General features: G+C 73.1%; 8 protein-coding genes and 1 pseudogene. 5 read left to right on the top strand and 4 right to left on the bottom strand.

What is annotated here, in order from left to right; translation table 11 throughout:
- Positions 1–114: 114 nt before the first annotated feature.
- Positions 115–5,100, top strand: coding sequence for an Lhr family helicase (locus F4554_RS10620; protein ID WP_179787229.1), 4,986 nt, complete (start codon positions 115–117; stop codon positions 5,098–5,100).
- Positions 5,101–5,151: 51 nt separating this feature from the next.
- Here the strand turns inward: F4554_RS10620 and F4554_RS10615 are convergent, their stop codons facing one another.
- Positions 5,152–6,888: a glycerol-3-phosphate dehydrogenase/oxidase gene (locus tag F4554_RS10615; RefSeq protein WP_179787228.1), complete on the bottom strand. Its 1,737-nt coding sequence runs from the start codon at positions 6,886–6,888 to the stop codon at positions 5,152–5,154.
- Positions 6,889–7,087: 199 nt separating this feature from the next.
- Between F4554_RS10615 and F4554_RS10610 the strand changes: the two genes are divergently transcribed.
- Positions 7,088–7,810 carry an MIP/aquaporin family protein gene (locus F4554_RS10610; protein WP_179787227.1) on the top strand — a complete coding sequence of 241 codons (723 nt, stop codon included), beginning with the start codon at positions 7,088–7,090 and terminating at the stop codon, positions 7,808–7,810.
- Positions 7,811–7,897: 87 nt separating this feature from the next.
- Entirely contained in the window at positions 7,898–9,412 is a 1,515-nt protein-coding gene (gene glpK / locus F4554_RS10605; RefSeq protein ID WP_179787226.1) for a glycerol kinase GlpK, read from the top strand.
- A 33-nt stretch (positions 9,413–9,445) separates the two neighbouring features.
- Here glpK and F4554_RS10600 read toward each other — a convergent pair whose 3' ends face one another.
- Positions 9,446–10,042: a nitroreductase family protein gene (locus tag F4554_RS10600; RefSeq protein ID WP_179787225.1), complete on the bottom strand. Its 597-nt coding sequence runs from the start codon at positions 10,040–10,042 to the stop codon at positions 9,446–9,448.
- A gap of 132 nt (positions 10,043–10,174) precedes the next feature.
- Between F4554_RS10600 and F4554_RS10595 the strand changes: the two genes are divergently transcribed.
- Together F4554_RS10595 and F4554_RS10590 are read left to right on the top strand one after the other, a co-directional pair.
- Positions 10,175–10,822 (top strand): DUF459 domain-containing protein, encoded by a 648-nt coding sequence (locus tag F4554_RS10595; RefSeq protein WP_179787224.1) that lies wholly within the window; start codon positions 10,175–10,177, stop codon positions 10,820–10,822.
- Positions 10,815–11,618 carry an Fpg/Nei family DNA glycosylase gene (locus F4554_RS10590; RefSeq protein WP_179787223.1) on the top strand — a complete coding sequence of 268 codons (804 nt, stop codon included), beginning with the start codon at positions 10,815–10,817 and terminating at the stop codon, positions 11,616–11,618. Before F4554_RS10595 ends, F4554_RS10590 begins: the two co-directional genes overlap by 8 nt.
- A gap of 41 nt (positions 11,619–11,659) precedes the next feature.
- Here the strand turns inward: F4554_RS10590 and F4554_RS10585 are convergent, their stop codons facing one another.
- On the bottom strand, positions 11,660–12,121 hold the full coding sequence (locus F4554_RS10585) for a DinB family protein (protein ID WP_202889238.1): 462 nt from the start codon (positions 12,119–12,121) through the stop codon (positions 11,660–11,662).
- Positions 12,122–12,372: 251 nt separating this feature from the next.
- Positions 12,373–12,606: pseudogene (locus F4554_RS34220) on the bottom strand (helix-turn-helix domain-containing protein); the annotation flags it as partial.
- Between the last annotated feature and the right edge of the window lie 3 nt (positions 12,607–12,609).

Here is a 12,609-nt window from a genome sequence, read left to right as displayed (position 1 = left end):
CCCTGTCGCCGGGCCGGTTCCGGGCGTACCGGCCCAACCGGGGTGAACGTCGCCTGACCTGGGCGGACGCCGCCCGCGGGCCGGGTTGTCGGTGGGCGGGGGCACGATGGAGCGGTGTCCGACGTACTCGACCGCTTCTCCCCGGCCACCCAGGAGTGGTTCCGGTCCTCCTTCGCCGCGCCCACGGCGGCTCAGGAGGGTGCCTGGGACGCCATCAGCCGGGGCCTCCACAGCCTGGTGGTCGCACCGACCGGTTCGGGCAAGACGCTCGCGGCCTTCCTGTGGGCGCTGGACCGGCTGGCCCGCGAGCCGGTCCCCGCCGAACGCACCCGCCGGTGCCGGGTTCTCTACGTCTCGCCGCTGAAGGCCCTCGCGGTCGACATCGAGCGCAACCTCCGCGCACCGCTGGCCGGCCTGCGGCACACCGCCGCCCGGCTCGGCCTGCCCGAGCCGCGCATCGAGGTGGCCGTCCGGTCCGGTGACACCCCGGCCGAGGAGCGCCGCCGGTTCGCCCGCACCCCCGCCGACGTGCTGATCACCACGCCTGAGTCGCTGTTCCTGCTGCTCACCTCCCAGGCCCGGGAGTCGCTGCGTGGTGTGGAGACGGTGATCGTGGACGAGGTGCACGCGGTGGCGGGCACCAAGCGCGGCGCACACCTGGCGCTGTCGCTGGAGCGGCTCGACACGTTGCTCACCGAGCCGGAGACGGACACCACGGACGAAGCCGCGGACGGCGGCACCGGCGAGAAGGCGGCAGTAGCCGGAGCCGTGACCGTGACCGCGCCGTCGTCGTCCGGTCGCCGGGCCCAGCGGATCGGGCTGTCCGCGACCGTACGCCCGGTCGAGGAGGTGGCGCGGTTCCTGGGCGGGGCCGACCCGGTGACGGTGGTCAATCCGCCGTACGCCAAGGAGTTCGACCTGCGGGTCGTCGTGCCCGTGGAGGACATGAGCGAACTCGGCCGGCCGCTGCCGCCGGAGGAGCAGCTGGGTGCGGCGGCCGGCGCCGAGCGCCGCGTCTCCATCTGGCCCCACGTGGAGGAGCGGGTCACCGACCTGGTGGCCGCCCAGCGGTCCACGCTGGTCTTCGCCAACTCCCGGCGGCTGGCCGAGCGGCTCACCGCGCGGCTGAACGAGATCGCCGAGGAGCGTGCCGCGGAAGGTGCCCGGGAGGAGGTTGGGGAGGTTTCCGGCGAGCTGTCCGACCTGTTCCCCGGCGACCTCGTGCGGCCGCGGGTGGTCGGGCGGCCGGCGGAGCTGATGGGCCAGGCGGGTGCGAGCGGAGGTGCGGCTCCTGTTCTGGCCCGCGCCCACCACGGCTCGGTGAGCAAGGAGCAGCGGGCGCTGATCGAGGACGACCTGAAGTCCGGTCGACTGCCCTGCGTGGTCGCCACCAGCAGCCTGGAGCTGGGCATCGACATGGGCGCGGTCGACCTGGTGGTGCAGGTGGAGGCGCCGCCCTCGGTGGCCAGCGGCCTGCAGCGGGTCGGTCGCGCCGGCCACCAGGTCGGCGCGGTGTCCCGGGGCGTGATCTTCCCGAAGTACCGCGGCGACCTCATCGCCACCGCGGTGGTGACCGAGCGGATGCGCACCGGGCTGATCGAGGCCACGAAGGTTCCGGCCAACCCGCTCGACGTGCTCGCCCAGCAGATCGTCTCCGCCGTGTGCGTGGACGCCTGGCCGGTGGACGAGCTGTACGACCTCGTCCGCCGGGCCGCGCCGTTCCACGCCCTGCCCCGGTCGGCGTTCGACGCCGTGCTGGACATGCTGGCCGGCCGCTACCCCTCCGACGAGTTCGCCGAGCTGCGGCCCCGGCTGGTGTGGGACCGCGTGGCGGGCACCCTCTCCGCCCGGCCCGGCGCCCAGCGGCTCGCGGTGACCAGCGGCGGCACGATCCCCGACCGGGGCATGTTCGGGGTGTTCCTGGTCGGCGAGAAGGCCAGCCGGGTGGGTGAGCTGGACGAGGAGATGGTGTACGAGTCGCGCACCGGCGACGTCTTCACCCTGGGCGCCTCGTCCTGGCGGATCGAGGACATCACCCACGACCGGGTGCTGGTCTCGCCGGCGCCCGGACAGCCCGGGCGGCTTCCGTTCTGGAAGGGCGACGCGCTGGGCCGGCCGGCCGAGCTGGGTCAGGCGATCGGCGCGTTCGTCCGCAAGCTGGGCCGGCAGGCACCCGGCGACGCGCGGGCACAGGTGCGCGCGGCGGGGCTGGACGAGTGGGCGGCCGACAACCTCGTCTCCTACCTCGAGGAGCAGAAGCAGGCGACCCGGCACGTGCCCGACGACCGGACCATCGTGGTCGAGCGTTTCCGGGACGAGCTCGGCGACTGGCGGGTCTGCGTCCACACGCCGTTCGGCGGCGGGCTGCACGCGCCGTGGGCACTGGCCATCGGTGGCCGGCTGCGCGAACGCTACGGCGTCGACGTCCAGGCAGCGCACGCCGACGACGGCATCGTCCTTCGCATCCCCGACACCGACGAGGACCCGCCCGGTGCCGACGTGGTGTTGTTCGAGCCGGACGAGATCGAGCGGATCGTCACCGACGAGCTCGGCGGGTCGGCGCTGTTCGCGTCCCGGTTCCGCGAGTGCGCCGCCCGTGCCCTGCTGCTCCCCCGTCGCGACCCGCGCCGCCGCACACCGCTGTGGCAGCAGCGGCAGCGCTCCGCGCAACTGCTGACCGTCGCCGGCAAGTACGCCTCGTTCCCGATCGTCCTGGAGACGGTGCGCGAGTGCCTGCAGGACGTCTACGACCTGCCCGGGCTGGTCGAGCTGCTGCGCGGTGTGGCCGCCCGCCGGATCCGGGTGGTCGAGGTGGAGACCCAGGAGCCGTCGCCGTTCGCGAAGTCGCTGACCTTCGGCTACATCGCCGCGTTCATGTACGAAGGGGACGCCCCGCTGGCCGAACGCAAGGCCGCGGCGCTGGCCCTGGACAAGTCGCTGCTCGCGGAACTGCTCGGCACCACCGAGCTGCGCGACCTCCTCGATGCGGAGGTGATCGAGCGGACCGAGGCCGAGCTGCAGCGGCTGACACCCGACCGCCGGTGCCGCGACGCCGAGGGAGTCACCGACCTGCTGCGGCTGCTGGGCCCGCTGTCCGCGGCAGAAATCGAGCGGCGCTGCACCGAACCCACCCAGGCGGCCGGCTGGCTCGCCGAGCTGGCCCGGGCCCGCCGGGTGATCGCGTTCCGCGGACCAGGGCTGGCCGGCGACGAACGCTGGGCCACGGTCGAGGACGCCGCGCGGCTACGGGACGCGCTCGGCATTCCGCTGCCCGTCGGCGTGCCGGAGGCGTTCACCGAGCCGGTCGCCGACCCGATGGGTGACCTGGTGGCGCGGTACGCCCGCACGCACGGACCGTTCCACGCCGGGGAGGTGGCCACCCGGTTCGGACTGGGGGTCGTCGTGGTCGCCGACACCCTGCGCCGACTGGCCGGCGAGGGGCGGGTGGTCGAGGGCGCCTTCCGGCCCGCGGGTGAGGCGTCGGTGCCCGACGGTGGAACACAGGGAGCGGACGGCACTGACCGCTCTTCTGGCGAGGACGGTACGGACAGCACGGAAGGACCGGTCGTCCCGGCCGCCCGGTCGGCGGGCGCCGGACACGGCACGGAGTGGTGCGACGCCGGGGTGCTGCGCACCCTTCGCCGCCGCTCGCTCGCCGTCCTGCGCAGCGAGGTCGAGCCGGTCGAGCCCGCCGTACTCGCCCGGTTCCTTCCCGCCTGGCAGCAGGTCGGTGGCCGCCAGCGCGGCACCGACGGCGTGCTGTCGGTGGTCGAGCAACTGGCCGGGTGCGCGGTACCGGCGTCCGCGCTCGAACGCCTGGTGCTGGCCACCCGCGTGCCCGACTACTCCCCCGCGATGCTGGACGAGCTGACCGCCTCCGGCGAGGTCGTGTGGTCCGGCCACGGCACGCTGCCGGGCACAGATGGCTGGGTGTCGCTGCACCTCGCCGACACCGCCGACCTGACGCTGCCCGACCCCGATCCGGACTTCGAGCCGGGCCCTGTGCACACGGCGATCCTGGAGGTGCTCGAGTCCGGCGGAGGGTTCTTCTTCCGGCCGCTGTCCAGCGCGGTCCAGGCCAGGGTCGGCGAGAGTCCGGTGCTGGACGACCAGGCGCTGGTGACGGCGCTGTGGGACCTGGTGTGGGCGGGGCACGTCACCGGCGACACGCTGGCCCCGCTGCGGACGCTGGTGGGCAGCGGCTCCTCGGCGCACCGGAGCCGGCGCAGCGCGCCCCGGGCGCGGTTCGCCGCCGGACGGTCGGGCCTTCGCGGCCGGGGCCGCCCGGCGATGCCGTCGCGGACCGGTCCGCCGACCGCCGCCGGGCGCTGGTCGCTGCTGCCCGAACGCGATCCCGACGCCACCCGGCGCGCGCACGCCGCGGCCGAGGCGCTGCTCGACCGGCACGGTGTGGTGACCCGCGGCGCCGTGGTCGCCGAGCGCATCCCGGGCGGGTTCGCCGCGGTCTACCAGGTGCTGTCGGCATTCGAGGAGTCCGGCCGCTGCCGGCGGGGCTACTTCGTCGCCGGCCTGGGCGCAGCGCAGTTCGGTGCGCCCGGCGCCGTCGACCGGTTGCGCGGCATGGGTGACCCGAACGCCGACACCACCCCCGAGCAGAGCGGGCCGGTTGGGCAGGGCAGTCGGGGCAGACCGGTTGGGCAGGGAGCGGGTAGCCGGTCCGCGGACGCGTCCGGCCGGACGCTGGTGCTCGCCGCCACCGACCCGGCCAACCCCTACGGCGCCGCGCTGGCCTGGCCGCCCAGACCCGACCGTGCACCGGACGACCAGCACGGCCACCGGCCCGGCCGGAAGGCCGGTGCGCTCGTCGTCCTCGTCGACGGTGAGCTGGTGCTGTACGTCGAACGCGGCGGCCGCACGTTCCTCACCTGGTCGGAGGATCTCCAGGTGCTGCAACCCGCGGTCGACGCGCTCGCGCTCGCCGTCCGCGACGGGGTGCTCGGCAAGCTGACCGTCGAACGCGTCGACGGCGAGGCGATCCTGCGACCGGCCAACCACCCCGACGGCACCACGCCGCTGGCCACCGCGCTGGCGGCGGCCGGGTTCCACGTCACGCCGCGTGGCTTGCGGATGCGCGGCTGACCGCACACCCGCGACCCACCGGTCAGCAGGCCGGCCCCCTCAGCAGGTGGGTCAGCCCAAAGCGCGGCCCACGGCGAGCTTGCGGGTGTCCGGTGCGAGCAGCCGCTCGGCGTCGGCGCCCAGGTCGTCCGGCTTGGTCTGCGACTCGCGTTCGGCGGCGACGCGGGCCTGGTAGACCTCCACCTCGTTGCGGGTGCGCGCGTCGTCCCAGCCGAGCACGTCCGCGACGAGTTCGGCCGCTGGCTGCGCGGACTCGGTGCCCCGGTGCGGCGTCTCGATGGAGATCCGGGTCCGCCGGGCGAGCACGTCGTCCAGGTGCACCGCCGCCTCGTGCGTGGCGGCGTACTTCGCCTCCACCCGGAGGTACTCCCCCGCGCCGGGCAGCGGCTCCAGCAGCGTCGGGTCGTCCTGGGCCAGCGCCATCAGCTCGTCCACCATCGAGCCGTACCGGTCCAGCAACCGCTGCATCCGCCACACCGGGAGTCCGCGATCCTCGGCCAGCCGGTCCACCTGGTTGATCAGCGCGTGGTAACCCTCCGCACCGACCAGCGGCACGTGCTCGGTCACCGACGGCGGCAGCGTGTGCCCGAGGTCGGGCCGGGCCGCGTCGATCGCGTCCTTGGCCATCACGCGGTACGTCGTGTACTTCCCGCCGGCGATCGACACCAGGCCGGGCAGCGGCCGGGCCACGGCGTGCTCCCGGGACAGCTGGCTGGTCTGCTCGGATTCCCCCGCCAGCAGCGGCCTCAGCCCGGCGTACACACCCTCGATGTCGTTGTGGGTGAGCGGCACCGACAGGACCTCGTTGACGTGGGCCAGGATGTAGTCGATGTCGGCCCGGCTGGCCGCGGGGTGGGCGCGGTCGAGGTTCCAGTCGGTGTCGGTGGTGCCGATGATCCAGTGGTTGCCCCACGGGATCACGAACAGCACCGAGCGTTCGGTCCGCAGAATCAGCCCGACCTCGGAGGCGATCCGGTCCCGCGGCACCAGGACGTGCACGCCCTTGGAGGCCCGCACCCGGAACCGCCCCCGACCGCCGGTGAGGCGCTGCAGGTCGTCGGTCCACACCCCGGTCGCGTTGATGACGACCTTCGCCCGGATCGTGGTCGTCGCACCGGAGTCGACGTCGCGTACCTCCGCGCCGACCACCCGGCCGCCCTCGTGCAGGAACCCGGTCACCTCGCTGGAGTTGCGGACCGCGGCGCCGTAGCGGACGGCGGTGCGCACCACCGTCAGCGTGTGGCGCGCGTCGTCGGCCTGCGCGTCGTAGTAACGCACCGCACCGACCAGCGAGTCCTGGCGGAGTCCGGGGCTGAGCCTGAGTGCGCCCGTCCGGCTGAGGTGCCGGTGCGCGGGCACCGACCGGCCGCGGCCCATGGTGTCGTAGAGGATCAGGCCGGCGCCGACGTACGGGCGTTCCCACAGCCGGTGCTGCAGCGGGTAGAGGAACTGCACCGGCTTGACGAGGTGCGGCGCGATCCGGGTGAGCATGAGCTCGCGTTCGCGCAACGCCTCCGCGACCAGGCCGAAGTTGAACTGTTCGAGGTAGCGCAGGCCGCCGTGGAAGAGCTTGCTGGACCGGCTGGACGTGCCGCTGGCGAAGTCGCGCGCCTCGACCAGTGCGGTGTTCAGCCCGCGCGTCACGGCGTCCAGTGCGGAGCCGGCACCGGTCACGCCGCCACCCACCACGAGTACGTCGAACTGCTCGGCACCGAACCGGTCCCAGGCCTCGGCGCGTTCCTGTGGGCCCAACTTCCCGGAACTACTCACAACCAACTCCTCAGGCATACGTGGACAGCGGACTCAAGCGGACACCTGCCGGCCCCGATATCCGGGAATCACGCAGGATCGCAGAAGTCGCGGACTTTCGCGACAACAGGTACGACGGCGGGCAGGATCGGGCAGGGACGGTCGGCCGGCTCGTGGTCTCCGGGCACCGCTCGGTCGCCGCCGCCCGTCGCACGCCGCCGCCCGGAAGGGTCCCTCGATGTGGACGATCGTCGTCTCGGAGACGCTGGGGACGATGATGCTGACCCTGCTGGGTTGCTCGGTGGCGGCGAACGTGCGGCTGAAGAACACGTTCGGCCACCGGGGAGGCTGGTTGCTGGTCAGCCTCGGCTGGGGTCTGGGCATCTTCGTCGGCGTGTACGTCGCGTACGCCAGCGGCGCGCATCTGAACCCCGCGGTGACGTTCGGCATCCTCGTCGACGGCGCGCCCAGCTTCGCACCGGGCATCCCGATAACGCCCCTCAACACCCTCGCCTATCTGGTCGGGGAGTTCCTGGGCGCGTTCGTCGGTGCGGTGCTGTGCTTCCTGGCGTACCGCATGCACTTCGAACACAGCGAGGTCGGAGCCGACAAGCTGGCGGTGTTCGCCACCGCGCCCCGTTATCGTGCGTACGCATGGAACGTCGTGACCGAGGCGATCGCGACCTTCGTCCTGGTCTACGTCGTTCTGGTGTTCGGGCGCACGCCGTCCGGGCTCGGCCCACTGGCCGTGGCGCTGGTGGTGGTGGGGATCGGCGCCTGCCTGGGCGGCCCGACCGGCTTCGCGATCAACCCCGCCCGCGACCTCGGCCCACGCTTCGCCCATGCCGTTCTTCCTATCAAAGGCAAGGGCGACAGCGACTGGCCGTACGCCTGGGTGCCGGTGGTGGCGCCGCTGATCGGAGGCCTCGTCGCGGGGCTGCTCGCCCGGGTCGCGTCCTGACATGCCACCTCCCCACCAGGCCCCGGCCCACCTACGCCGGTTCTACGTACGCTACCCCCGCACCCTTCCAACCCAGTGGGAGCTCACATGACCGACTACGTCGCAGCCATCGACCAGGGAACGACCAGCACCCGGTGCATGATCTTCGACCATGCGGGTCAGGTCGTGAGCGTGCACCAGCTGGAGCACGAACAGATCTTCCCGCGCGCGGGCTGGGTCGAACACAACGCCGAGGAGATCTGGCGCAACACCCGGCAGACCGTGGCCGGTGCGCTGGCCGGCGCGGACCTCACCGCCACCAACGTGGCTGCCGTCGGCATCACCAACCAGCGGGAGACGGCCCTGGTGTGGGACCGCGCGACGGGCAAGCCGGTCTACAACGCGATCGTGTGGCAGGACACCCGCACCGACCGGATCTGTGAGCAGCTCGGCGCGCTCGGCGGCGGGGCCGAGCGCTACCGCGACCGCACCGGTCTCCCGCTCGCAACGTATTTCTCCGGTCCGAAGGTGCGCTGGATCCTGGACAACGTGGACGGCGTCCGCGAACGCGCCGAGCGCGGCGAGCTGCTGTTCGGCACGATGGACAGCTGGCTGCTGTGGAACATGACCGGCGGCACCGACGGCGGCCTGCACATCACCGACGTGACGAACGCGTCCCGGACGATGCTGATGGACATCGCCACCCTGCGGTGGGACGAGAACATCGCCGAGGAGATGGGCATCCCGATGTCGATGCTGCCGGAGATCCGGCCGTCGTCGCAGGTGTACGCCGAGGGCCGGCGCGGTGGCTCGCTGCCCGGTGTGCCGATCGCCGGCATCCTCGGCGACCAGCAGGCGGCGACGTTCGGGCAGGTCTGCTTCGAGGTGGGTACGGCGAAGAACACCTACGGCACCGGCAACTTCCTGCTGCTGAACACCGGCACCGAACGCGTGATGAGCGAGAACGGCCTGATCACCACCGCCTGCTACCAGATCGGCGACAACGCACCCGTCTACGCGCTGGAGGGGTCGATCGCGGTCACCGGGTCGCTGGTGCAGTGGATCCGGGACAACCTCGGCCTGATCAGCCAGGCGGAGGAGATCGAGACGCTGGCCCGCTCGGTGGACGACAACGGCGGCGCGTACTTCGTCCCGGCGTTCTCGGGGCTGTTCGCGCCGTACTGGCGTTCGGACGCCCGCGGCGCCCTGGTCGGCCTGACCCGCTACGTCAACAAGGGCCACATCGCCCGCGCGGTGCTGGAGGCCACGGCGTACCAGACCCGCGAGGTCGTCGACGCGATGAACGCCGACTCCGGCGTCAGCCTGACCGAGCTCAAGGTCGACGGCGGCATGGTGTTCAACGAACTGCTGATGCAGTTCCAGTCCGACATCCTCGACGTGCCGGTGGTCCGTCCGCAGGTGGCCGAGACCACCGCGCTCGGTGCGGCGTACGCGGCGGGCCTGGCCGTCGGCTACTGGTCCGGCGAGGACGACCTGCGCCGCAACTGGCAGGAGGGCAAGCGCTGGACGCCGAAGATGGACGACAAGATGCGCGAGCGCGACTACACGCGCTGGAAGAAGGCGGTCACCCGGACGTTCGACTGGGTGGACGACGAGGACTGACCCTCGGCGGGACAGGGCGGAGTTGCGCCGCGGTCACCACCGGCCGCGGTGCACCACCTCGCTCGCATCGCGCCGCCCGCGCCGCAGCGACGGCGAACGCCGGTCCGGTGCGCGGTGGCCGAGGGCGACCACGCCGATCGGTAGATGGTCCTCCGGTACGCCGAACTCCGTGCGGAACGCCGGGATGCGTTCGGGCGGGATGCCGAAGAAGCAGGCGCCGAGCCCCTCGTCGGTGACGGTGAGGAGCATCAGCAGCGCGGCCATGCCGGTGTCGATGTGCCAGTACGGCACGGGCCACCGTGTCTCGTCCCGGTCGGTCCAGCCCTTGTCGGGCTCGGCGTACCGCTCGAGGTAGGCACGCTTGCACGACAGCGGTACGACCAGTACCGGAGCCCGGCGCAGGCCCTGCGACCAGGAGTCGGTGCCGGCCCCCTCCGGTGTGGTGGCGGCCCAGAATCGCTCGACGTCGGCCGGCTGGTCCAGCACCAGGAATCCCCAGCCCTGGCTGAAGCCGGCCGACGGTGCGTGCAGCGCGTTGTCCAGGATGCGCTCGACCACAGCCGGGTCCACGGGCCGGGGGTCGAAGTTGCGCACCATCCGGCGGCGGCGTACGACGTCTGCGAAGTCCATGCCGCCAGCATGGCCCACGGACCGGGGCGCGCCGGACGAGGGAGGGCGTGTTTCGAAGTGGGCCGCCGGTGAAGCGAGTGGCGGGGCCTGGGGTCTCGGTCCGCCCGGAGCGCGGTCGGGAAGAATGCGGCCATGACCGACCTGCGGATCTGTTTCGTCGGCGACTCCTACACCGCCGGCGTGGGCGACCCCGAGGGGCTGGGCTGGGTGGGGCGGGTCGCCCGGGAGACGCTGCGCAGGGGCCGGGACCTCACGTTCTACAACCTCGGCGTCCGCCGGGACACCTCCCGCGACATCCAGGCGAGGTTCGCCGGCGAGATCGCCTCGCGCCAGGCCGCGGGCTGCGACAACCGGGTCGTCCTGTCCTTCGGGACCAACGACACCGCGCCCGGGGAAGGTGAGGACGGCGCCGAGCGGGTGCCGAGAGTCGGCACCCTCGCCGTGCTGGCCGACCTGCTCGAGTGGACCCGGCGGCGGGGGCTGCCCACACTCGTGGTCGGCCCGCCCGCGCTGACCGACGATTCACGGAACGAGCGACTGCTGGGGCTGACCGTGCTGATGCGGGAGCTCACCGCCCGGCGAGGCGTCCCGTTCGTACCCCTCACGCAGGCGTTCGCCGAGGACACCAGGTGGCGGGCCGAGCTGGCCACCGGCGACGGCGCCCACCCACGTGCCGTCGGCTACGAGCTGCTCGCCCGGCGGGTCCTCGACTCGGGCTGGTGGGACTGGCTGGACTCCACCGCGGCCCCCGCGGCCCCCGCTGTGGTGCCCGGTGCCTGAGGGCGACACCGTCTGGCTGACGGCCCGGCGGCTGGCGGTGGCGCTGGCCGGGCAGCCGCTGACGCACGCCGACCTGCGCGTACCCCAGCACGCCACCGCCGACCTCACCGGCCGGACGGTGACCGAGGTCCTCGCCCGCGGCAAGCACCTGCTGATCCGGATCGAGCCGGACCTGACCCTGCACACGCACCTGGGCATGGACGGGTCGTGGCGGTTGTTCCCGGCCGGTACGGCGTTCCCGGGGCCACGCGAACCGGTCCGCGTGGTGCTGGCCAACGCCCGGGCGGTCGCGATCGGCCGGAGCCTGGCCCGGGTCGACCTCGTACCCACCGAGCGGGAGGACACGCTGGTCGGCCACCTCGGCCCGGACCTGCTCGGCCCGGACTGGGACCAGGCCGAGGCGGTACGCCGGCTGGCCGACCAACCCGACCGCACCATCGGTGAGGCGCTGCTGGACCAGCGCAACCTCGCCGGGATCGGCAACCTCTACCGCGCCGAGGTGTTGTTCCTGCGCGGGGTTCCGCCGACCGCCCCGGTGTCGGCGGCCGGTGACCTTACCCGGATGGTCCGGCTGGCCCGGCAACTGCTGTGGGTCAACCGCGAGCATCCCGAACAGGCCACCACCGGCGACCTGCGCAGGGGCCGCGGGCACTGGGTGTACGGCCGGGCCGGCGAGCCGTGCCGACGGTGCCGGACCCGGATCCGGCGGGGCGAACTCGGCCCACCCGGACAGGAGCGGGTGACGTTCTGGTGCCCGCACTGCCAGCCCGACCCCGCGAGCTCCGAGGCCGGCTGACCTCCGTACGACGCGGCAGGTCCGCGCCGTGCCTGCCGCCGCTACTCCCCGGTCACGCCGTCGGTGAGCTCGCGAACGATGTCGAGATGGCCGTTGTGCCGGCACGTCTCCTCGATCAGGTGATGCAGGATCCAGCGCAGCGTGACGCCCTCCTCGCCGGGACGGCGTGGGGCGGCCCGGTGGTCCAGGGAGAACACCGCGGCGATCTCCCGCGACCTCGCGACCTGCTTGTCGTACGCGGCGAGCAGGTCGGCGAGCGGCACGTCGTAGGGCGGGCGCCACTCGGCGTCGGGATCGTCGGGGTCGGACGGCGCGGCGTCGGCCTCGCCGAGGAGCACGCGCTCGAACCAGTAGCTCTCCACCCACCTCAGGTGGGACACCAGGCCGGCCGCGGTCATCGTCGGTGACGTCGGCACCGGGGCGTTGTGGGCGCCGTCCTGGGTCAGGCCGGCGCACTTCACCGCGACGGTCGCGCGGTGGAAGGCGAGCCAGGCGTCGAGCATGCCGCGCTCGTCCGCGGCGTACGGAGGATCCTCCCGCGACGGAGCTTCGCGCGGAGGATCCTCGTGCGGTGGGTCGGCTGGGTCGGGGCCGGCCGCCATCAGGCGGCTACGACGACGTCACGGTGGGCGTCGGTCGGCTCGATCCTCGAGGTGTCCAGTCGGGGCCCGTCGATCCGGTTGGCGGCGATCCGCTTGGAGGTGACCTTCCTGATCACCTGCTGGCGGGGCGCGGCGGTGAGGACGCTGCGGGTCTGTGCCTTGTCGATCTCGTCGCTGACCTCACGCAACACGTCGGACAGCGGGACGTCCAGGGCGGTACAGATCGCGGCCAGCAGCTCGCTGGAGGCTTCCTTCTGGCCGCGTTCGATCTCGGAGATGTAGCCCAGACTCACCCGGGCGTCGAGGGACACCTCGCGGAGAGTGAGCCCGCGGCGTAGGCGCTGGCGGCGGAGTACGCCACCCAGCAGGTGACGAACCAGGACCATTGG

Source organism: Actinopolymorpha rutila, from assembly GCF_013407855.1.
In the GTDB taxonomy this organism is placed as follows: domain Bacteria; phylum Actinomycetota; class Actinomycetes; order Propionibacteriales; family Actinopolymorphaceae; genus Actinopolymorpha; species Actinopolymorpha rutila.
Note: the sequence above shows the minus strand (reverse complement) of the source record. Positions and strands in the feature narration are given on the sequence as shown.

What these genes read in the sequence shown, in the direction of transcription:
- glpK (WP_179787226.1), top strand. Translation starts at nt 7,898, where the DNA reads ATGACCGACTACGTCGCAGCCATCGACCAGGGAACGACCAGCACCCGG.
- F4554_RS10585 (WP_202889238.1), bottom strand. Translation starts at nt 12,121, where the DNA reads ATGCTCGACGCCTGGCTCGCCTTCCACCGCGCGACCGTCGCGGTGAAG.
- F4554_RS10615 (WP_179787228.1), bottom strand. Translation starts at nt 6,888, where the DNA reads ATGCCTGAGGAGTTGGTTGTGAGTAGTTCCGGGAAGTTGGGCCCACAG.
- F4554_RS10610 (WP_179787227.1), top strand. Translation starts at nt 7,088, where the DNA reads ATGTGGACGATCGTCGTCTCGGAGACGCTGGGGACGATGATGCTGACC.
- F4554_RS10595 (WP_179787224.1), top strand. Translation starts at nt 10,175, where the DNA reads ATGACCGACCTGCGGATCTGTTTCGTCGGCGACTCCTACACCGCCGGC.
- F4554_RS10600 (WP_179787225.1), bottom strand. Translation starts at nt 10,042, where the DNA reads ATGGACTTCGCAGACGTCGTACGCCGCCGCCGGATGGTGCGCAACTTC.